This window comes from Deinococcus sp. Leaf326 (assembly GCF_001424185.1).
Taxonomy (GTDB): Bacteria; Deinococcota; Deinococci; order Deinococcales; family Deinococcaceae; genus Deinococcus.
In genome coordinates this window covers 17569-38972 of record NZ_LMOM01000023.1, presented here as the reverse complement: position 1 = coordinate 38972, position 21404 = coordinate 17569, and the positions used below count along the sequence as shown (strand labels likewise).

19 protein-coding genes and 5 pseudogenes are annotated in these 21404 nt (G+C 60.6%); 14 read left to right on the top strand and 10 right to left on the bottom strand.

The window, feature by feature from the left end; translation table 11 throughout:
• Window positions 1-1612, top strand: a 1612-nt coding sequence (locus ASF71_RS09465; protein ID WP_235514293.1) for a hypothetical protein, incomplete at its 5' end; no start/stop codon positions are given.
• A 115-nt stretch (window positions 1613-1727) separates the two neighbouring features.
• On the opposite strand, the pseudogene ASF71_RS22535 reads toward ASF71_RS09465, so the two are convergent.
• The 6 genes and pseudogenes from ASF71_RS22535 to ASF71_RS09445 all read right to left on the bottom strand — a co-directional run.
• A pseudogene (locus ASF71_RS22535) lies at window positions 1728-2511 on the bottom strand (IS982 family transposase).
• Window positions 2512-3389: 878 nt separating this feature from the next.
• Window positions 3390-5504 carry a hypothetical protein gene (locus ASF71_RS23620; protein WP_156372707.1) on the bottom strand — a complete coding sequence of 705 codons (2115 nt, stop codon included), beginning with the start codon at window positions 5502-5504 and terminating at the stop codon, window positions 3390-3392.
• 477 nt (window positions 5505-5981) lie between these two features.
• Window positions 5982-7067 (bottom strand): linear amide C-N hydrolase, encoded by a 1086-nt coding sequence (locus tag ASF71_RS09455; protein WP_156372706.1) that lies wholly within the window; start codon window positions 7065-7067, stop codon window positions 5982-5984.
• A gap of 52 nt (window positions 7068-7119) precedes the next feature.
• Window positions 7120-7851: pseudogene (locus ASF71_RS25710) on the bottom strand (carboxylesterase family protein); the annotation flags it as partial.
• A gap of 1 nt (window position 7852) precedes the next feature.
• The coding region (locus ASF71_RS25705) for a carboxylesterase family protein (protein WP_369814985.1) at window positions 7853-8814 on the bottom strand (962 nt) is incomplete at its 3' end.
• A 193-nt stretch (window positions 8815-9007) separates the two neighbouring features.
• Window positions 9008-9730, bottom strand: a pseudogene (locus tag ASF71_RS09445) (transposase); the annotation flags it as partial.
• A 57-nt stretch (window positions 9731-9787) separates the two neighbouring features.
• Here ASF71_RS09445 and ASF71_RS25060 point away from each other — a divergent pair.
• Window positions 9788-10361 (top strand): annotated as a pseudogene (locus ASF71_RS25060) (IS3 family transposase); the annotation flags it as partial.
• A 1-nt stretch (window position 10362) separates the two neighbouring features.
• Window positions 10363-11049: pseudogene (locus ASF71_RS25055) on the top strand (IS3 family transposase); the annotation flags it as partial.
• A gap of 2 nt (window positions 11050-11051) precedes the next feature.
• On the opposite strand, the gene ASF71_RS09430 reads toward ASF71_RS25055, so the two are convergent.
• Window positions 11052-11234, bottom strand: a complete 183-nt coding sequence (locus tag ASF71_RS09430; RefSeq protein ID WP_056298671.1) for a hypothetical protein — start codon at window positions 11232-11234, stop codon at window positions 11052-11054.
• 121 nt (window positions 11235-11355) lie between these two features.
• On the opposite strand from ASF71_RS09430, the gene ASF71_RS09425 reads away from it, so the two are divergent.
• Window positions 11356-11670 (top strand): hypothetical protein, encoded by a 315-nt coding sequence (locus tag ASF71_RS09425; RefSeq protein WP_056298668.1) that lies wholly within the window; start codon window positions 11356-11358, stop codon window positions 11668-11670.
• Window positions 11671-11861: 191 nt separating this feature from the next.
• Entirely contained in the window at window positions 11862-12353 is a 492-nt protein-coding gene (locus tag ASF71_RS09420; RefSeq protein WP_056298665.1) for a hypothetical protein, read from the top strand.
• A 387-nt stretch (window positions 12354-12740) separates the two neighbouring features.
• Here the strand turns inward: ASF71_RS09420 and ASF71_RS23615 are convergent, their stop codons facing one another.
• Window positions 12741-13106, bottom strand: coding sequence for a hypothetical protein (locus tag ASF71_RS23615; protein ID WP_056298661.1), 366 nt, complete (start codon window positions 13104-13106; stop codon window positions 12741-12743).
• A 149-nt stretch (window positions 13107-13255) separates the two neighbouring features.
• Here ASF71_RS23615 and ASF71_RS25050 point away from each other — a divergent pair, with 149 nt between their 5' ends.
• The 5 genes from ASF71_RS25050 to ASF71_RS09385 all read left to right on the top strand — a co-directional run bounded on the left by ASF71_RS25050 (window position 13256) and on the right by ASF71_RS09385 (window position 16703).
• On the top strand, window positions 13256-13612 hold the full coding sequence (locus ASF71_RS25050; RefSeq protein WP_056298657.1) for a hypothetical protein: 357 nt from the start codon (window positions 13256-13258) through the stop codon (window positions 13610-13612).
• Window positions 13613-13937: 325 nt separating this feature from the next.
• Window positions 13938-14660 (top strand): hypothetical protein, encoded by a 723-nt coding sequence (locus ASF71_RS09400; RefSeq protein WP_056298654.1) that lies wholly within the window; start codon window positions 13938-13940, stop codon window positions 14658-14660.
• Window positions 14661-14748: 88 nt separating this feature from the next.
• Entirely contained in the window at window positions 14749-15360 is a 612-nt protein-coding gene (locus ASF71_RS09395) for a hypothetical protein (RefSeq protein WP_156372704.1), read from the top strand.
• Between the two features lie 420 nt (window positions 15361-15780).
• Window positions 15781-16269: a hypothetical protein gene (locus ASF71_RS09390; protein WP_235514292.1), complete on the top strand. Its 489-nt coding sequence runs from the start codon at window positions 15781-15783 to the stop codon at window positions 16267-16269.
• 44 nt (window positions 16270-16313) lie between these two features.
• The gene (locus ASF71_RS09385) at window positions 16314-16703 is read left to right on the top strand and encodes a helix-turn-helix domain-containing protein (protein ID WP_056298643.1); all 390 of its coding nucleotides are present in this window, start codon (window positions 16314-16316) and stop codon (window positions 16701-16703) included.
• A gap of 284 nt (window positions 16704-16987) precedes the next feature.
• On the opposite strand, the gene ASF71_RS22515 is transcribed toward ASF71_RS09385, so the two are convergent.
• Window positions 16988-17218 carry a hypothetical protein gene (locus ASF71_RS22515; RefSeq protein WP_082505823.1) on the bottom strand — a complete coding sequence of 77 codons (231 nt, stop codon included), beginning with the start codon at window positions 17216-17218 and terminating at the stop codon, window positions 16988-16990.
• Window positions 17219-17446: 228 nt separating this feature from the next.
• Between ASF71_RS22515 and ASF71_RS09380 the strand changes: the two genes are divergently transcribed.
• Genes ASF71_RS09380 through ASF71_RS09370 form a run of 3 tightly spaced genes read left to right on the top strand, consistent with a single transcriptional unit; the run spans window position 17447 to window position 18936 of the window.
• Window positions 17447-17800, top strand: a complete 354-nt coding sequence (locus ASF71_RS09380; protein WP_056298640.1) for a hypothetical protein — start codon at window positions 17447-17449, stop codon at window positions 17798-17800.
• A gap of 46 nt (window positions 17801-17846) precedes the next feature.
• A complete protein-coding gene (locus tag ASF71_RS09375) occupies window positions 17847-18551 on the top strand; it encodes a hypothetical protein (protein ID WP_156372703.1) in 705 nt (234 codons plus the stop codon).
• 55 nt (window positions 18552-18606) lie between these two features.
• A complete protein-coding gene (locus ASF71_RS09370) occupies window positions 18607-18936 on the top strand; it encodes an HU family DNA-binding protein (RefSeq protein ID WP_056298630.1) in 330 nt (109 codons plus the stop codon).
• A gap of 39 nt (window positions 18937-18975) precedes the next feature.
• Here the strand turns inward: ASF71_RS09370 and ASF71_RS22510 are convergent, their stop codons facing one another.
• A complete protein-coding gene (locus ASF71_RS22510; protein WP_082505805.1) occupies window positions 18976-19335 on the bottom strand; it encodes a hypothetical protein in 360 nt (119 codons plus the stop codon).
• Window positions 19336-19341: 6 nt separating this feature from the next.
• Here ASF71_RS22510 and ASF71_RS09360 point away from each other — a divergent pair, with 6 nt between their 5' ends.
• A complete protein-coding gene (locus tag ASF71_RS09360; protein WP_082505792.1) occupies window positions 19342-21303 on the top strand; it encodes an AAA family ATPase in 1962 nt (653 codons plus the stop codon).
• Window positions 21304-21404: the final 101 nt, after the last annotated feature.

Genomic DNA, 21404 nt, shown 5'->3' with positions numbered 1-21404 from the left:
AGAATGCGGGCACGCTCCCAGAGAGGCTGTGACTTCGACACTCCCAGACTCTCGCGTCTGGGAGCGCTTTTTTCGTCTTATGCAGGTGCAACTCCTGAGTCTGAGCTTCCGCGACCTCTGGAACTTCTGCTACTTAGACCAGGATGAGATTGACAGCAACTTCTTTGACCTCGACGGCGAAGCGCAGTTCGCCAAACGCCTTAAGGCGCGCGACGTGTTGCGTTACGTGCTGGGCTACCACCAAGAGCACGTCTCCGAGTTGGAAGCAAAACTCGACCAAGTGCGGCAGAAGCGTGCGGTACTCGAAGGCAGCGCGGACGCCCTGAGACAAGCCCTTGTCGAGGTCGGCGTGACTTCCGTAGAAGACGTGCGGCAGCAGATCGCCGCTCTACAGCACCGGATTGAGGAGGTACGGGACCAGCTGCGGCAGGTTCGAGAAGCCAGCTTCCCGAGCGGCGAACACGAGGTGGACCGGCTGCGGGAACAGGCCCGCGAAGTCTTTCAGGACATTGCCGACATTGAACAGGAGATGCATGAGGTTGGAGCCCTGCTTGGGCGAGACGAGCGTCACCTCAACGACCTACTCAGCTTGAGGCACAAGTTCAAACGCGACAGCGGTGCCCGCGCGGTCCTGGGCAGCGTCGACTTCACGCATTGCCCCAGGTGTACCCAAGTCCTGCCTAAGCGTCCCGAAGCGCATTGTGTCGTGTGTGGTCAGGAAGAGCCACGCGAGGTCTCTGGAGACGAGCAAGAACTCGTCGAAGCAGATCTGAAGCTACGCATTGAAGAACTCAATGACATGACCGGACGGCAACATGCGGCATTGCGACACCTGAAGGGAGATCTGCGGCGCGCCCAACAGGAAAAGGCATTCATTGACCGTCAGATCAACGAAGCCTTGGCTCGGTACGACTCCCAGTACCTTTCTCACAACCTTGATCTTGAGCGCCGGCTTGCCGCGCTGGAGCGTGAACACTTCGACCTGGAACGCTTGCAGCGACTGCCTGAAGTCATTGAACAGCACGTCGAAAACGCCCATGTACTGTTACTCGACGAGAAGGCCCTGAGAGAAGCCCTGAAAGAGGCCCGCTTAGAAGCCCAGCAGGACACCCGCAACCTAGGCCGCCTCCGTGCGCTCTTCCTTGATTGTCTCGTACGGTCGAAGCTGGCCGGCTTCAATGAAGATGACGTCGTGACCTTCGAAGCTCCCGACTTCTTCCCACGGGTAGCGACGGCGGGGGAGCAAGACATGGTGTATACCAGCTTCTCGAACCTTTCCAGTGGTGGAAAGAAGACGTTGTTCAAATGCTGCTTCGCCATTGCCCTGCACAGGCTCGCCGCGATGGAGAACGCACCGCTTCCTCGAATCCTGATGATTGACAGTCCTATGAAAAACATTAGCGAACGGGAGAATCGGGAACAGTTCGAAGGCTTCCACAACATGCTATATGACTTAGCTGCGGACGAGCTCAAAGCGACGCAGTTCGTCTTCATCGACAAGGAATACAAAGCTCCCTCTGCTCACTTCGACCTGGGCGAGATCTACATCCGTCACATGACGCCCGACCAGGACAATGCCCCACCCTTGATTCGGTATTACCGCGGCAAGTAAGTATAGATAGAGAAGGGCATGGAAAGAGAGGATTTTTGGTTCATTGCCATTATCAGGAAGTGCATCCTAATACTTCTTACTGATCTACCGCGAATAGGGGTTGACGGCTAAGAGATCAGCCGTTGAGATCTTTGAACTTCAGGTTGTGCGCCAGGATGTTCAGAGCGACCTTGAGACGCAAGCCCGCCATGGTCTTGATCTGTCCCCAACGCAGACCAGCTCTGACCAACACAGAAAAAGCCGACTCAATGCTCTTCCTTGCCGCTCCGTATTCTGGCTTCCAACGTGGGTCAGTTCGCTTGGCATTGACCTTCGGTGGGGTCAGACATGTCCCCGACTGATAGCCCTTATCCCCAATCTGTTTTGGCCCGCCATAAGCGGGCCAAGAGGTATTCATCTCACGGAGTACGCTGAAATCATGCTCATTCGCAGGACGGATCTTGTACCTGACGATCTTGCCGTTTAGTCCATTCCAAACATGCAATTTGAAGCTATACACGGGTCCAGCGGTGCTGAACCCATGCCGCGCTCCTGGAAATTTGCAGCGGGGAGCGCACTTGAAGGTTGAGACAGGGAGCGGCTCCGAATCCACAGCGACGAAGTCCAGACCCTAGACTTCGGTGGCCAGATGCTCAATGACTGGGGTCAGTCGGGTAAGCCATATCCGGGCTTGCGGCTCTGAAGGGAATGCATGAAGTGGTTGAGTTTCAGAAATCGCCACCACCGGCTGAAATAAGGCACCTTATGCAGTTTCTGGAGCAGCGCGACAGCAAGAAGATCAGCGTCTGAGATTTTCTCGTGCTAGTGGAGCAGCTTCGGGGGATATAAGGCGCGATCCAGCGACTGAGTAGGCGGACAGCAATTGAAAGCGGGAGCAAAGTGAGGTCGGAACGGCCCATAACACTGTCCCTCTCGCATTTTTCGCTCTATGGGTCAACCCCTATTCGCGGTAACCTGAAATTCAGCGATCTTCAGGTCATATCGTCCAGTCGTCAAATTCTATCTGCGGTGACTTGATATTGGTCTGTACGTAGCTAAAAGTATGGAAATATGCCGGTTATCTCTGAGCTAGAGTGTTTGCCCACTCTTGAGCACCTCGTTTTATCACCACAACTGCTTACTATTGCTAACGGTGAACGAGTTCCCGAGGCACTACAACAAACATATCAGATAATCTACAAAGTCTATAGCGACAGCGATGGGTCTCTCGACGAATACGGTCCAGTAGGATTTCTGTCAGTACCTCTGTGGGAGAGCGACACTGTCATTACAGCGGCTCGAGAGGACTTGGACGGCCTAAATTTTTTCGAGTACGACTTGGAAGATGAGCACTTGAAGGTTTCGGAATTGGCTAGGACAGAGCAGGGCCTGTAAGCATGTCTGTTCGCCCCCCTGATTGAGCGAGAATGCGGAGAACTTGCCGAGCTTGCACTAGACCTAGGCTTCCGGCATTTTCCGTTAGTGCAGGAGCGGTACCTTTCGATATCCCATACAACCTGGGATCAGCACCACCGGTTTATGGTCAAGCTCATTGAAGAGATTGATGCTCTAGAGCGTACCGGGTGAACAAAAACCCATACTGGTACGCGATAGAAACAGGTCAAAACGATAGCGACCTTGCGACTCAAGACTACGCTAAACATCTTAGTGCACGACCTAAAATTTAACGATCTCAGTTGCTAATCGCCCAGTTGTCAACTCCTATTCGCGGTAATAAACTAGGGTTATCGCGATAAATCTTAATCTATCGCGATAACCCTAGTTTATTTTTTCAGTTTTAATACCAATAATACTTCTGATCTCCATCTATACCATTCGTTCTACGCATCATGAAGAAATCCATTAAATCATCCGACTGTAGAGAATTGGGCGGCACAACAAGATTAAAATTCTTAGAATAAGATATATATGTCTTATATGTTGGATTCACTCCACCCATAAAAACCGCATCATTAAGATCAATATTTCCATAAGGAGTTGTGTTGTATTGAATTACCTTTTCACTCCCTGTCTGACCATCTAGAACATTGCGACCGCCCACAAGAATTCCCAAACTATCCCAGCGCTGCATGTTATTGTAATCATAGTTAGTAAATACACGACTAGGAGCAATTGCTTTAGGATTAATTGGAATTTCCGGTATAGGGAACTCAATACTTGGCTCTCCAATTGAGCTTGTTCCCAAACAATAAAGACCTGAAGCTAAGGTCTTACCTTGAGAAGCAAAGCCGACGGCTTGAATTCCGCCAGCATCCCTTAATTTTCTACTTAGGTCACTCAGATCTCTTCCATCAGGAAGATAACTGGGTGGATTTCTAAATCTCAGGTTATATTCTTCCTTAAATGCATTCATCTGACCAGAATCTCTACAATCGCTAGACCCAGTCGTATAAACAGGTAATGGGTTATCTAGATTCTGATCATGAAACATAGTATCGGGGAGAAACCAATTACTCAATGCTGTTTCTTTCATGGCGTTTGCACGAGCCATAGTATACACTTGGTTAATTTGACTCATATCCTTGTTTATCAAGGGAGGATTATTACCATCGAGTATGTAGTTAGGAAGTGCTAAAGATTGGCCGTCAGAAACCGTTCTGTACATCGTATAGCCCGGCCTATTCTTATCCGTCTTCCACTCTTGATCAATAACAGTATTTTTGGGCAGTACATGCGGAGTGGCTATATACTCTACATCTTTCACTGTAGAAAATATAGAATCTACAACTGGAAGTTTCAGTGAATCCGGCTTGATATCTCCGCCTCTGACTTGGCTATAGAGATAGGTTCTTTCCTGCATCCAGGCGCGGAAAGAATCCTGGGCGATTGCCGGTTGATCCATGCCCACCAGCATGTTGATCTTCAATGTCATACCCTCAGCCAGGACATGATCCAAATAATCCCACTGCTGCTGAATGAGTCTTGCCTCCTTTGGTGTGTAAAAGATTTTGCTGTTTCCTCTCACAATCTTACTCCATTGTGGAATAAGTCCTGCAATTCCTATAACCTCACTCCCCATTAATTTATTTGTAAAACCTGAGAAATTATTCTTATTAAGCACTGCATCATCCTGACTTGGGTGCTCAGGAAGATATAGAAGTGCCGCACTCAAAGTAACATTATCGTTTTTAAGCCGTGCCCTATATTGTTGAAGCTGCTTATCGAGAAGCAATTGAGTCTCTGGATTTGCTTCCGATGCCCTCTCAATTAGAATCTCGTTTAGCTGGATAAGCGTAAGATAAGATGTGTGGATTTGACTAATATATACATCCAGTTGGGCCATATTGCTATGATAATCAGCCAGATCTACTTTCTTACCAAGAGCATCCACCTCGCTCTTCAACGCATCAACCTTACTATTCAGCTCAACCAGTTGAGTCTTGATCTCCTTTAGTTGATTAGAAATCTCCTTCAATTGATTAGCCGTCTTATCATTAAAGAAGCTGGAAAATCCCGTCAGTTGCAAAATCGACGTGACCCCGAAGGCAGCCAACGGCCCCCCACCTACGGTCGCCAACCCCTTCGCCGCGTCTGCCGCAATGTTGGCGACCATATCTGTCGAAACAGCCCCAAGGACTGGAGGGGTCGCAGACACCGACTGCGCACGGAACAGATGTTGGGCCGTTCCTCCCTGCATCTCATCCGCAAGCTGCTGCGTGAACGCATTCAAGTTGTTTCCGGCCGCAGATACAAATTCGTGATGCGAGAACACATGACTTCCCACAGGCACATACTGCCCGTCTGGCAACGGCATCCCCAGGAATGACTCCGCTCGGCGACTTGCACTGGCATGCGACAGACCCGGATTCTGCTTCAGGTAGACCGCCATCAGGTTGGTGACTGCGTTGATATGAAAGCCTCGATCGTCCCAGACCGGCATTTCGGCGGCCAACTCACCCTCGAACGCCGCGTTATGGAGCGTGCCCCCTTTCAGGACGACGCGCAGCGCGTGGCCGCCCCGAGCGTCAGGGAGGTCAATCCTCTCCTTCGCCACCAACTTGACGACCCCCGTCGCCGAGGTCGTTCCCGTCAGAATGACCTCGCCCTTCGCGTTGTACAACGACACCGACGAGTTGACCAGGGGCGCATGCAAATTCGCCAGACCGGTGATGACTGCCGCCTCCCACTGGGGTCGTCGTGTTCGGCGGCGTGGTCGAAGGAACGGAAACCGCGGGGAACTGTCCACACGACATCAGGCTCAGCGCTAACGTCACGGTCAGCAGGAGGGGCGTTTTTTTCATTCAAAACCTCGGGATGAAGGCAAGGTACTCATCAAGGAAGACGATTTGACGGAAGGGGAATTGATGCAAAGAGCCATCCCCCGAGATCGACATCACGACGATCCCAGAGGGTGCCCGAAGCGCGTCGCTTACTGGCCGGTTTCGAGGAAGGCGAACGCCTTGGCGTCCTTGAATCCACCCGACACGTCCCCACTCAGGATCGCGTTGCCCGTCAGCTCCAGCCGCTTCACTTTCCCCTTCGCGCTCAGATCCAACGACCCCAGCGACACCCAGACCACGTTTGGACTCGTCGTCGACTCGAAGTAGTACGTCAGGTTCTTGTTGTCACTCGCCGTGCGCCACATCGTCGGATCCAGGTTCGGGTGATCCTTCCCGATCGGCTCGAAGGGCACCGACGCATTCCGGATGATGCTGAACGTATCCGCCAGCGCCTGCCGGAAGTCCCCCGACTTCGGCACATTCCGCAAGTAGTAGTCCGCACGCACGAACCGCTCCGCCGAGTTCTCGGTGCCCGGCAGGAACGCCCCATTCAGCGGTTTCCAGTAGTCGTTCACCGCCAGCTGCTGATCCAGCGTCGGATCATTGGTCATCACATTGAACTCGTGGCCGTGATGGATAACCAGTTTCCCCTTGATGTACTCGAAGACCGCCGAGTCCCCCGTGCGGTCCGTGATCGCCAGGTGACCGACCGCATCGACCGGACCGATCGCCGTGGGCACCTGCTTGGTCGTGATCTGGATCTTGTCGGCCTGCAGCGCGTCGACCGCTTCCTTCACCGTCGCAAAGTTGTCGAGCACGTACTGACCCCAGGCAGTGACGGAGAGTCCCTCACGGGCGACATCGCGCTTCCCGTAATCTGCGACCCCCAGGTACAGCACATTCGCGCTCAGACCCTTCTCGTTGATGCCGTCCACCGTGGAGAAGTCGTACATGCTCGTGATGACGCTGCCGTACTTCGAGGTCCAACGCAGCGAGTTCTGACCCGACGCCCCCGCACGCTGCATACCTCTGGGGAAGGCCCACATGTTGGACTGAGGATTTTCCACCCAGTCCATGCTGCGCCCAACGGCGACCATGCCATCGAGGCCTTCGTAGGCAATCCGGGTGCAGGCCTGAGCGGGGAAACTGAGGACGAGCGCGCCGGCCATGAGCGTGGTGATGACACGGGCGTTGACGGTTTTCAGGTGGGTCAGGGTGCTGCGGACAGGTGACATGTGTACTCCTTAGATCAGAGGGAAAGCGTGGGACAGACGAGCGGAGGGACGCTCAGTACAGGCTGAGGCGGTCCGGGTAGAGACTCTGCCAGAACGCGCAGTGGTGGGCGGCGCCCGCATCGAAGTTCCAGACGTTATCAGGCGCGAACCGCATCACTTGGTTAGCTGACTTGAAGGGGGTCCAAGCTGGCAGCAGCGGCGCCTGCGGGGTGCCTGTCCGGGCAAAACTCGTCCAGTACGCCATCATCTGATCCGCCAGACGCTGCGAGGGCGCCGAGAGCGCTGGGCCATCAAGCTTCGTCGTGTTCGAGAAGCCCGGGAACTGGTACGGCAACTCGGCCGAGTGCACCGCACCCATCTCGAACCCAGGGTTCGGGGTGACTTCAGGTGCCGTGGTGTCCGCGAACTCGTATTGGTAGAACGGGGTGTAGGCCGAGCCCAGGTTCGCCGTTTCGAGGTAGTCGCAGTTGTTGAGCGCGACGAGCGGCGAGTAGTCCGATGTGGCCGTACCGAGGGCCGTGGCGGGAGAGGAATATGCGCTCAGCGGGTACTCGCGCATGACCTGGGCAGCCTTATCACCGTAGACCGCTTCGAGGTGGGCCAGGTAGTTCTCTGGTGTGATCTTGTCGCCGGCCTGGATGGCGTAGGCGACGTACAGGCGGAGCTCGTCGCGGTTGCCCCCGTTGAGGATGGGCACGCGGACGATCTGACCCGTCGCGAAGGCTTCCCGGCCCTGACGGGGCTGAGCCTTGGAGCCGATGCTGGGGACGAAGGTCATGATGTCNAGGATGGGCACGCGGACGATCTGACCCGTCGCGAAGGCTTCCCGGCCCTGACGGGGCTGAGCCTTGGAGCCGATGCTGGGGACGAAGGTCATGATGTCCGCGCCCGCGACCTTGCTCCCGGCTTCGAGGAGGGTTTTGACCGGGACAGCCCGCATACAAGCCAGCGCCTTGGCGGCGTCATTGCAACCCACCAGAGCAGCGACCTTCTCGCCCGTCTTGCCGTTCTCGGTGACGGTTTTGAAGGGATGGACACAGCCGGCGCTCTGGATGATGGCCTTCTGGAAGAGTCCCTTCGTTTCTTCGGGGGCGATCAGGTGCATGCAGACGGAAGCGGCGCCAGCGGACTCGCCGGCGATGGTGACATTGTCTGGATCCCCACCGAAAGCGGTGATGTTCTTCTGGACCCAGCGCAGGGCGGCACGCTGGTCTTCTAGGCCGAGGCTGCCGTTGGCGGCGGCATCGAAGTTCGGGTGGGCCATGAAACCGAAGACGCCGAGGCGGTAGTTCATGGACACGACGAGCACCTGACCCTCGCGGGCCAGTTTCTCGAGGGGATAGAGGGCGGTGGAGCCGCCGACGAACGCGCCGCCGTACATCCAGACCACGACCGGGAGCTTCTTCTGGGTGTTGGTGTTGGCCGTCCAGGGGGAGGTGATGTTAAGGTAGAGGCAATCTTCGTTGTAGCCGGCTTCGGTCAGGCCGTAGCGGGCGACCTGGGGGCAGCCACTCTTGTATTGGGTGGCGTCGAGCGTGCCGGTCCAGGGGGCGCGGGGATGGTGCCACGGACGGCGCCCTTGTCGGTTTGGACGACGCGCTGCGCGGTATCGCTGCTGGCCTGTTGTGCGGCGCCAACAGAAGCGAGGGAAAGCAGCGTGGTGAGGAGAGGAAGGGCACGGATCAGCTGACGCTGCTTTGAAAGCATGATTAACGTTAGCTATTTGGACCAAACATCTTTCTTTCATTTGGCAATAAAGAGTGGTGGGAGGATCACAGATGCCGGGTCCAAAGTGGCGGTGTCCAGAATGAGCTCCCCATCCGTCTCGATACATTACGGACAGCAACCACCCCAGCCTGAGCTCCGGGGGAGCCACCCCTCTCACGAGCAGAGGGGGGCCATCAGAGGCGTTGGGTTAGAGGCTGAAATAAGGACTCATCTCAGAAGTTGCACCTCGCATAAGACAATGAATAGCCGTGCTGGCCGAGAAATTCTGCGTTCTTCGTGAAGAGGTGCAATAGGGGACCCAGGGAGAGCTTCGGCTGAAGAGCGAGTAGCGCCTGTCGGGCGCTGCTTGCCAACGTTTGGCCCGGCTGTACGTTCAGCAGGGCCAGCGTCCAAGCGACGAAGACCAGGAGGAGCCATCGGTCCAGTACCCGCGCGGTCCGCAGGGCAAAGCGGTTCAGCCCAGACTGGTATTTACTCTCTTTGAAGAATGACTCGATCTGCCAACGTTTCGCCCCTTCTGAGATCACTTCGTTGCCGTTCATCAACTTGGAAGGCACGGCATGAAATACGCGCTGGCCGCGCTGAACCCGGCCGAGCGTCAGAGTGTCATGCGGCCAATTCCGGAGTTCGACGTACCCCCCATGCAGGCAATCGGCGACGGTGACGATACCAGGATGCTCGGTGCGCCTGGTCGACCGTACCCCGACCACGAATTCGAAGCCCAGCATCCGAATCTCGTCCAGAAAGGCGGCGGACTCGAATCCACTGTCCGCGAGGACGCGCACCCGGAACCGGGTGCAAATGGCGTCCGGAACGGCGCGCAGCAGATCACGAGCCAGCGTGACGGGTGTGGGGGTCCCTTTGCCGCGGTATCCCCGGTACCCCACTGGGAACTTCAGTGTTCCGTAGTGCGCGAAGAGGATCACGAGGTGGATGAGGTTGACCCGATTTTCCGTAGATGGAGAGAAGCCCCCACGATAGGAGGCACCAGCATGACCACCCGCAGAATCCATACCGCTGAGTTCAAACGAGATGCTGTGCAGCTCGCCCAAACCAGCAGCAACCTTTCCGGCACGGCCCGCGACCTGGGCATCCGTGTCTCCCTGCTTCGAAAATGGCGGAACGCGCAGCAGACCAACGGGGAGACCGCATTTCCGGGACAGGGCCGTCAGGCCCTGAGCCCCGAGCAGCAGGAGATYCAGCGGCTCCGCAAGGAAAACGAGATCCTGCGWCAGGAGCGTGARATCCTGAAAAAAGCGACGGCCTTCTTCGTCAAAGAAACCACTCGCTGAGATACCAGTTCATTCGCGCTCATCGCACGCAGTACCGCCTGGACGTGCTGTGCCGGGTGCTAGCGGTGTCAATGAGTGGGTACCACAGTTGGCGAAGAAGGCCCGTCTCGATGCGCACGCAGCAGGATGCGCTGCTCCAGCAGCGCATCCAGGACATTCACCAGCGCAGCAARGGACGGTATGGAGCACCACGCATTCATGCGGAGTTGCAGGCTCAGGGGCAGCGGGTGTCCCGCAAGCGGGTCGCCCGCCTGATGCGCGACCGTGGTCTGCGNGGACGGTATGGAGCACCACGCATTCATGCGGAGTTGCAGGCTCAGGGGCAGCGGGTGTCCCGCAAGCGGGTCGCCCGCCTGATGCGCGACCGTGGTCTGCGWGCGAAGGGAAARCGACGGTTTGTGCGAACCACGGACGGTGGCCATGCCCTGCCGGTCTGCCCRAATCTGCTGGCGCGYCAGTTCGAAGTTGCGCAGCCRAATCAGGTGTGGGCGTCGGACCTGACGTTCCTGCCGACCAGAGAGGGCTGGCTGTACTTGGCGGTCACTCTGGACCTGCATTCACGGGCTGTGGTCGGCGACGCGATGGACACGCAGATGCCGGCCACACTGCCACTGGCGGCCCTGCTGATGGCGACCCGGCGCCGTCATCCGTCTCCCGGACGGGTGCATCACAGCGACCGGGGCAGTCAGTATGCGAGTGRGATCTTYCARGCAGAAYTGGCCCGCATGCGGGMCAGAGGSAGYATGAGCCGCAAGGGGRATTGCTGGGACAATGCCGKRGTGGAAAGCTTTTTCAGCTCCCTGAAACGGGAGTTGATGGGCGAGAACATCTTCGAGACTCGGGAGGTGGCTTGACAGGCGGTGTTTGAGTTCATCGAAGTCTTCTACAACCGTCAGCGCCGGCACTCCACTCTGGGGTACTTGACGCCCCACGAGTTCGAACGGCAAGCTACCGCTGCTTAACTTCAGCTACGCAATATCGGGGCAAGCCCACACAGGCTCTTGCCCCCGCCGGTGGGCATGAGGACTAGGACCTGCCCACCCTCGGCGACCGTGCGAACGATGTCGCCTTGCACGCCCCGGAATTCGTTGTACCCCCAGACCCGTTGCAGAACCTCCAACGCCTGGGGCAGCGCCGTCGCCGTCATTCCCCCCAGTCTACTGCGTTCTGCCTGGAACAGAACTCCGACCAAAGGCACAAACCCCCACCAGGACGCGCTCTCCCTTGACACGCCACCCCAACAACACGCACCCTGTGGCCTCACGTCTATGAAGATCTCGCCGCCCCTCCTCGCTGCCCTGCTCGGCCTGCTCGTCGCCGGCTTTCTCCTGGGCGCGGGCAGCACGGCCCCTTCCCCCGCGCAGTGGCGGACCTGGCGGACCGGCCTCGACGACCCGGCCAACCTCTGGTGGGTCACGACCCCAGCCCTCGTCCTTGTCCCCCTCTGGATTGCCCTGGCGCTCCTGACTACACCCGGCCGACAAGAAGGCGAAGACCCGCACTGGCTCGGTCCACTCGCCGTCTTCCTGCTGCTCTGGGGCGCTGGATTCCTCCTCGGCCTCCTGGTCCACCGCGCCCGGTAAATCGCCTCCTACAGAAGGCGCCTGCCGCCACCCCAACGACAGCCACTCTGAAGTCCGGTTGCCTCACCTGTCCGCCCAGGCAACGGGCCGTCCCTGGTCAAGATCGTGACCGGCCTTCAGGCCGCCCTGTGCTCCGCGACCTGACCCTCGCTGGCGGGCCTGTGCGCCCGCTTGTGTTCTCTGGAGTCCTCATGACGACGTTCACGCCTACCGTCCAACTCCGCCTTCAAGACCTCGCCCGCGCCCCCGAGTTCCACCTCGACCAGCTGCTCGACCTCCTTGCCGCTCTCCCGGACGGCTACCCCACGAAGCGCCTCACCCTGCCGGATGATGAACCCGGCTGGGAACTCGACCTCGCCCACGGCTACACCCTCAAGCTCACCCCCCAGTACCAGTGCGGTTGGCAAGAAGCCGGTGACGGCCCCTTCCTGACCACCATCACTAGCCGCCTCCGCCTCAACAACCGACTCCAGAAGCAACCTGACCCGACAGGTCCCGTTTCCGGGACCTCCACTGTGGTTGTCTGGGATGCCAAGGTCACGCTCGGCGGCCTGCCGCTGTTCTCTACCGAAGATGCGGATCGAACGTCCCGGACCGGCTGCAAAGGCGAGGCCAAGGGACACGATGATCCCGGCATCGCCGCCCTCGTCGCCTACCTCCGCGCCTGGGGCGTCCTCGAATGAGCACGCCCACGTATTACGAGGCCCCCTTGGCCCCTACGACACCCGCTTCGTCGCCTGGGCAGAGGGCGAGTACCTCCTCATCCGTGCCCGCCACGCCTCCGACTCCGAGCATCCCATCCCCGGCTGCACCCTGAACGATGACCAGGCACGGCAACTCCTCGACCACCTCCCCTTGAGCGACTGCTTCTCCCTCAAGGGGGTTTTTGGAGCCGTCGAAGTCTTGACCTGAGGCAACATCCATCTCCAGAATTCGACCATGGAAGGACAGGCCGAACTGGAAATGACCTCGTATGATCTGCGCGGCGGACACGCGGGGCTCGACCAGCTCATGCGGCGGGCCATAAGGGACCGCATTCTCCTGGAGAACGCCTGATGACCTCTGCGTTTTTACCCGGACAGGTAGGTCAGCTCCGACGGGAGTTGGCCGCGCACACCCATCACCTCCTGTGTACCCTCCTCGGTCTGCCCCTGCGCCGTTCTCAGGCACTGCACCGCTTTCCCCAGGCCGACGCGTTTCCCGCCACCACCCTGCTCCTCGCCCGCAGTCTCGCCCGGGCGGGCTATCAGCCCCGCATCCTGCGTACGCCCACGGGCATGTTCTGGATCGAAGTGCAACCCTTCCACCTCATCCTGTGCCCGCCTCAACTCCACGCCGATCAGCTCCAGGTGGACTTCCAACAAGTCCCGCCCCTCTCCTTCACTCCACTCCTCGATCTGCAGGCCTTCACCCCGGGCGACCTCACGTTCGATCATCCCGATTGGGTCCTCGACGAGCCCGCCCTCCGGCAGGCCATGGCCCAAGTTCCCGCACGTGTCCCCCGGTTGCGTCCCATCGAGCTGGCGCGCGCACCCCTCTTCGGGGTGCAGCCGCCCGTGTCCTCGTATGCTGGAGGCTATCCCCCATGTCGACTGATCATCCCGCTCACCGGCGCCGCGACCGCGCGGCTGCGCGTGCCTGGCTTGACACCACGCCCCAAGGCTTGCGCACCCTCCTGACCCACCTCTACCGGGCTCAGCCCACCCTGGGGGCCACCACCTCCCTCGCTGCCCTGAGGGGTGTCCCCCTTAGCCCGCAGCAGGCGCAGGGCCTGGCCGCCCTTCTGGTGGGCGAGCGCTACGTGCGCCCGGTCCCCAGTTCGGACGGTCCCGCACGCTATGACGCGCGTGGCCGACTTCCTCTGGGTGAAGTCACCCTCACCCGCAAGGGTCTGGCCCTCCTCACCGATCCGCCTCCTCCGCCCGCCACCCTCCCTACATAACCCCCCTTTACAACCCCCTCCGCACTGGAGGGGGTTGCCTTTTCATGCCTCGTTTCAGGTCAAAAACCGCCTTTTTTTGAAAATGCAAATGCCCTCCCAGCGCAGGAAAAACCCACTTCTCTAACACCGACGCCACCCCAACCGCAGGCACACTCCAGACATGACCGCGCCGATGCCCCAGGCACCGCACCCGGTCCACCCGCTCCACCCGTGAGGTGAGGTGTGGCCCCCTCCCGGGGGCCCAGGTCCCGCACTTCACCTCAGGAGGTTTTCCCCAGTACTCGTCCGCCTTCGACCCTTCCTCCACGCCCACCGAGGTTCCACCATGAAGAAGATCCTGACCACCCTGCTCCTCCCCCTGACCGCCGCTCTCGCCATCACCTCCTGCGGCACCACCACCCCCACCGCCCAGACCACCACTCCCGCCCCTACCGCTGCCGCCACCCCCAGTGGCGGCCTCATCACCGCCCAGGCCCTGCGCTGGGTCGCCGTCGCCAACCACGGCCAGACCTTCACGGCCGCCGCCGGGGGCGAGCAGGGCTACGTCGCCCTCAGCGACACCTACGGCAACCGCGCGTACGGCTGGTTCCAGGGCGGCACCCAGGTGTGCGACGGCAGTGTCTTCGGCGCCCAGGCCGCGCAGGCCAAGTGCTACGTACAGCGCAGCGTGAACACCTACTCCCCCGACCACATCCTCCAGGCCAACAACTGGGGCAGCGGCTGGAGCAAAGCTCTGAACCAGGCCGTCGTCGAGCTCCGCCTCTTCAACCAGGGCAAGCCCCCCTACGCCACCGATGCCCAGAACGTCTACCACACCATCGGCTACACCCCCACGACCGCCCAGTACCAGACCGCGTACAACTACTTCGCCGCCAAAGGCTGGACCAACAGCGGCAACCAGTACAGCGCGATCATGAACCCGAACTACAGCAAGGTCCTGTACGCCCTGTACTACATCAGCCAGCTCACCAACACCTCGGGTCAGCGCAACGACCAGGTGGGCGGCACCAACCTCCGCTTCTCCCCGTACGACGTCAACGGCTACTGATCCCCTCAGACGGGGCGACCCACATCGCCCCGTCCCTCCCCAAGCAGTCCGGCCCCTGCCGGGCTGCTTTTCCACTTCGGAGTGCCCCATGAAGACCCGACGTCCACCGGTCAACTCATCCCTCAAACAACGTCTCCAGGCAGAGCGTCACCGCAGGGCACTCGGAGACCCCACGGCGGCCGTGCTCCAGGACCTCATCCTGCACGCCACGGCCGAGGGGCTCACGCGCGCGGTGGTCACCACTTGGGTAGGCCTTGACCCAACCTGGCCGACCCTTACCGCTCTTGCCGCCACCTACAACGTCAGTCCTCAGAACGCGAGTGCAGCCGGGCTCCAAGGCTTGCGGCAGATGCGGCGGATGCAACGTGACAAGGCGTATCACCCCACCGCGCCGCTGACCTCCCAGCCCACCCCTGAGCTTGAGCGCCTCCTGAGCCAGCTGGCGCGCACCGACACCGCCCTCACCACGCTTGATCAGAAGCGGGAAACCTTACGCGCCCAGCGGCGCAAACTCGCCCTCGAACTGGCACGCCTCGTCCATCACACTCAGGACAGTCCCGTCACGCTCCATGGCTACGTCATCGACGAGCACGGTGTTCGTTCACATCACGCCGGGCCGGCAAGTCTCCGCTTCCCGGAAGGCAGCACGGGCGAGCCCCAGGAGAGCTGGGACGGCAATCGCGCCATGGGTCAGGAATGATTGTGAGTATACTCCAAGTATGTAACGACGATCCGGAAGGCCTGCACAAGGGGAGACACGGCCCCATCACAAGAAGAAAACCCACCCGGCAAGGTGAGTTTCGCTTCAGATTCAAGAGGGTTTAGGGCGGCAGCCAGAGATAGCGCCACCTTAACACCCACAACGAGGTGTTGCAAGATGCTGGACTCACAACTCAAGACGGACCTGCTCCTGCAGATCCGCAGTGGGCGCGTCAGCGCCTATGACCTGGCCCGCGGCCTCCTGGACCTGCTGGGTCTCGGGTCCTTCGAGGCCGTCGTGCAGGCCTCCCCGCAAAGCTGCCCGAAGACGTTCCGGCGCATCTTTTCTCAAGGTGTCCCTATGTGCAGGTCTGATTTACCAGAAGAAGCTCAAGAACATAGGGACACCTTGGAAGTGGACGTGAGTTTGACCGCCCTGGCCGGTGAGGCGAAGGTCGATGCCCAGCAGGCCCTCTCGGCCGTCCTGCGGTATGGCAACCCCATGGCGCGCGTGATGGGGGTCCTGGAGGACATCCGGGCACTTGTCCTGCACGACTGCCGCGTGTTCAATCCGACGGGTTTGTTCGTACGGCTTATGCGCAGTGGGGAAGACGTCCGCTTGCCTGCGCGGGTGCGTGCTCAGCGGGAGGAACGCCAGGAGGGCACTAGGGAAGACCCCCTCCCTCTCCCGACCATTGGAGAGTGGGTGAAGTACCAGGGGGACTGGCTGATCGTCGAGGCGGTGCTCGAGCGCAAGGTCAGGCTGTATGCGCCGCCGGGTCGGCACTACCACTATTTCGTGGCGGACGCGGATACGGACGTGCCCTTTGAGCAAGCCAGGGCGCTCCCTCGGCGGGCCACGCCTCCGGAGGCGGCTCCATCCGGGGGGATGCGTCTCAGCGTGACCTGATCCGCAGTTGCTCTCCTGCGCACGCGGAATGCTGAGCGGCAGACATGCTGCTGCACAAACGCCTCCGTACCCTGCGCCAAGCGTCCAATCTTCGCTTGAAGGACGTGTCCCTGACCTGTGGGTTGAGTGTGCCCGACCTGAGCGAGCTGGAGCGCGGCCGCACCCCGCCCAGCCTGAATGCCCTGGAGGCGATTGCCCAGGCCTACACCCTCACGGTGCAAGAGGTGTTGATGGACGTGAACGGATACGGCACCACCACAGACGACGGCCTGCCCGCGGGCCTGGCCGTGCTCATTGCCGACCCCGTGCTGAGCCAGGGTCTCACGCCGGATTGGGTCCACACGCTCGCTCGTATCGAACTCCGGGGCAAACGGCCACGGGACAAGGACGCGTGGTATGAGATCTGGCGGCATCTGCGCTGGGGTATGGTCTGAGCGTGTACTTCCAGTTGCATTTCGGCAGTCGAGTGCGGTACGACGCGGGGAGTGGACAGTGGTCGCCCCTCGAGGACGAGCTGGGTGTTCCGGAAGACCTGCCTGTGCTTCAGCGGATGAAGGTCTGTCTGGACCAGGTCACCCCTTGGCCGCCCAGTGTCGAAGTCGTTCAGATGGTGGCCGCGCAGTGTGGTGTGACGGCAGTCAAACGGCGGATTCGTTTGCCCCACAGCTCTTCGCCTGAAGCGACCAGTGCCCCAATCTGAACCAGGGTATGGACCCGTTCAATCCCCGGGACAGGTGTCAGCTTTTAAGGGATAACGATAGGTTTGCGTGATCCAGCGGATGGTAGGGGTACTGGCCATATGACCGCGCTTGGTCCGCTCCCAGGTCAATTTGTGACCCTCGGCTTCGGCCACAGCGTCCCATGCTTCTTCGTCTGTGTCGAATGGCCCGAGCAGCCGGGTTGGAATATCTGTCTGGATATGAGTCGCTTGCGCGTAGACCTTCGGCATCCCGCGCACTGTAGCGGCCGTCATCCCTAGAGGCAGGCCCCTCGTCTGGCACAGCTTGAGAACACACGTCATTGGCCTTCATCCGGTTTGGAGGAAGTTCATAGCGTCACCCCAACTGCACGCACAGTGAGGGAACGCTGGCCCTGGTCCCTTCTGCTCAAATGTCAAGTCCCGTCCCCTCCACACTTCGGAGATCTCCTCCATAGATCCTACTTCTGGAGGTTTCAGATGATCCTGAATCTCGGCTTTCTGCTCAGTCTGCTCGGCACAGTCGGCGGAGGCTTCCTGCTCGGGGTGACCTTCAATCTTCCCGCCACCGACGTTCTCCTCAACTCGGTCAATCAGGTCCTACACCTTCTGGGAATGCTCCTACCAATCGGAGGTCTCGTGTGGTTCGTGTCCCAGATCATGGACCTCGGTGAACGCGACACTTCTCGTCTTCCTGGGCAACCGTCCAGCCTGATGATTCTGGCGGGCATTCTCGCTCTGTGGTCCGTGGGGTTCGGGCTGGGCCATCGCGGTACAGCTCCTGACTTGAGGGTGAGGCTCAACAGGTCTGAGGCGCAGAAAGAATCCCTCTAGCACAGGCGTTGTTGGACGCCACCCCAACCGCAGGCACCATCCGGCTATGCCTTCTCCTGTGCCGTATTGGTGGCCTATCCTCCAGCAACGCCTCTTCCCTCGACCGACCCGTCCCGACCCGCTTGTGGAGACGTGGCCGCCGCCGCAAGCGCAGCACCGTCGCCGCATCCACGAGGCCGGCCACGCCCTGCTGCTGCCTTTCCATCCCGCCGGCCTCCACCCGAACGCCTTGGTGCATCCGGGGGATGCCTTCTTGCCCCCGCATGTCGATACTGGGTACCTGCACAGCGTCCCGATCCCCGGGCCTGAATTGCGGTTCGATCTACATATGGCCCTTGCTGGGCGCGCGGCCGAGCAGCTCATCCTGCAGGAGGCCTCGGACGGCAGCGAGGATGACCTGCTGACCTGGGAACGCCTCGCCCGGCGATACTTCACCACGACCGACGACGATCACCTCACGCCCGTCTTCCATGCCCCGGCGACCCCCGCCGAAGCGGCCTATAACGCGACGGCCCTCCGTGATCTCCGGCGAGTTCAGGACGGCGTGATCACTGAGTTTCTGGAGGCCAATGAGCTCACGCTCCGCCACGTCGCCCATCTGCTGCTTGAAGAAGGCCCCTTATCCGGCGAGCGGCTGGCGGAAGTCTTGCTGCCCGTCCAGTTGACTTTCGACTTGAGGTTGAGTCTGCATGATCAGGGTCCCCCACACCCGGAGTCGGGCGAGATCACCCACCGCTGGCTGGAGCCTTGAGCGGATGCGCGTGACTCCCCCGCACGGTCACCCCAACCGCAGGCACCATGCAGTTATGAGCGTGTCCTCTCCTCAACTCCCCTCACCGACCGCCTCGCCCACTGGCGATGGGGTCACCCTCAGTAATCTTCAGATCGCTTACCGCCTCATCTGCGAGGAGAACGATCTGAAGGATGTCGCCGAAGCGCAGCGGATTCTCGATCAGCTCGCCACCATCATCTTTCTCTCGCTGAGTGAAGGCAACGATGTCAACCTCAAGAACATCGGCACGTTCACCGTCGAATCCACCCGCTCGCACAAGAACAATCTCCGCCCCGGGGAGATCTGCCCGGCCAGGCGTCGGGGGAAATTCCGGTTGGCCCGGTTCCTGCAAGACGGATTCTGATGCGTCTATGCCGACCGCGCCTCGTCAGGGGCGCGGCTCTCATTTGCGATAGGCACGCTCGATCACCGCACCTTCCGAGTCGGCCAGAGCCAGGCGGTACGCACCAGGGCCGAAGAAACTGAGGAGTTGCTCCGCCAGGTCGAAGGGTAGGGCTTCCAGGTCGAGCGCGTCCCCTGTGTCGTCCCACAGCCGGACGCCCCCTCTCGGTGTAATCGCGACCCAGCAGGCCTGCGGAGAGACGGCCAGGACCTTTGCACTGAGCCGGCGAAGGGCAGCACGGGCGGCGCCCACATGCGCGGCCTCGAAGACCAGGGTCCAGCGGAAGTTGGGGGCCGTCACCTTCCCATGGTGCGTGCAGTTGGGGTGACCGCCAGCCGCCACCCCAACTGCACGCACCATGTCTTCATGACCCTTCCGCCCCTGATTGGCCGTGTCCAGCGGCACTGGCGCACCCAGGCCGGACTTGACGGGTGCATCCTCCTCGTCGACGAAGTCGAACACCGCCTCACCGCTCCACGCGGCCTGTCCCCCGTCCTCAAAGGCGCACAGCTGCAGGTCACGGTCGAAGCGGGGGAGATCGTAACGGCCGAGCGTCTTGTGGCGGAGGCGGAGATTGCCTGGGCGTTCTATGCCCGTCTCCCGGGGCCCGCCGCACGGAACGTCATCAAGGTCATTCACGCCCTGGGGGATCAGACCCACAAGCTCGTGCAGGGACCGCACGCACCCCTCAGTGGCGTGCCCGGTTGCACGCCCTCCCTCCTAAAAGCGATGCGCGAGTACGCCCGTAAGGAAGGCCGCCTCTACACCACCCTGCGTGCGCTGGCCGACCTGGGCTTACCACCCGAGCACGCCCGCAAACTCGTCAAGACCCATGGCGCCGGCGCGGTCCGATACTTTCAGGACGATCCCTACGCCGGAGTACAGCACGGCATCGCGTTGAGCGTGCTGGACTACGCGGCCCGCATTCAGGGCTTGAGCCTGTTCGATCCCCGGCGGGGCCCGGCGCTGGCGTACGAGATCGTGCGTCTGGCCGGCCTGGAGTACGGCCACACCTGTCTGCCGTTGCCCGTGCTGTACGGCGAGCTGCGGGACCTGCATGCCCTGGAAGAGGAGGAAGCGGTCGATGCGGTGAAGCGCGCCTTCCACGCCGGGTACCTGAAAGAAGCGCTAGGCGCCGCGTATCTGCCCGACCAGCTGCGTCTGGAATCGCGCCTCGCCGAGGATGTCATCCGGTTGATCATCTGTGCCCCAAAGCCGGCCGTCCCGCGCTTGCCTCCTTACCTGACGGATGAGCAGGGCGCGGCCGTCACCCTGGGCTGCCAGTCGGCCTTGTGCATCATCACGGGCGGCCCAGGCACCGGGAAGACGACGACCCTCAAAGCGCTGCTAGACAGCCTGGAAGGCGCGGAGCTCCAGACGCTGCTGTGCGCACCGACGGGGAAGGCCGCGAGTCGCATGAGCCAGAGCACGTCGCGCGAGGCCACCACCCTGCACCGCGTCCTCTGCTACAACGGCTCCGCGTACAGCGGTGAACTCATCCAAGCCGATGCTGTGGTCGTAGATGAGGTCAGCATGGCGAGCAACGAACTGCTCAGTCAGCTGCTCCGAGCCGTGCCGGACGGCGCGCGCGTGATCCTGGTCGGCGATGAGGACCAGCTGCCGCCCATCGATGCGGGGCACCCACTGGCCGCCCTTGTCCGGACGCTCCCCACCGCCCGCTTGACGAAGACCCATCGCCAAGCCCAGGGCAGCCCCATCCTGAAACTCGCCGGCATGCTCATCAGCGGAGAGGTCCCGGTCCAGACGGGGGTGCCGTTCCAGGCTGCTGAGACGACCCACCAGATCGTTGACCTCGTTCAGACGCACCTGACTCCTCAAGGCCCCCCCATCGTCCTGACCGCGGGAAAGGCCGGGCCTCTCGGCGTCGACGCTTTGAACCTTGGCTTACAGGCCGCACTCAACCCGGGAGCTGGACGCTTGCGGGTGGGCGACCCGGTCATGGCCACCCGCAACAACCACGAGACCGGACTAATGAACGGCATGACCGGTCGAGTCACGGCGGTGGGTGAGCACCTGCAGTGCGTCTTCGACGATCTGCCGCATACCTTCTCTGCGGAAGAAGCGGAACAGTTGACCCTGGCCTATGCCATGACGATCCACCGTTCGCAGGGCAGCGAGTGGCCAGCGGTGATCGTGGTCCTGGCGGCGGCGCACCAGCGACTGCTGTCCAGACAACTCGCTTACACAGCCGTGACACGCGCGAAATCGGTACTGATCGCTGCCGGTGAGCGAGCCGCCTGGACGTACTGCGCGCAGACGAATGCGCCCTACCGGAACTCCATGCTGGAGCGCTTTCTGCGTCTCTGACCGCCTCTCCTCTTAGGGGCAGGCGTGGGGGAGGGTCGTACGCGCCACCCCAACGACAGGCACCGTAAGGCGTGCGATGCACCCACGCCAACCGCAAGGAG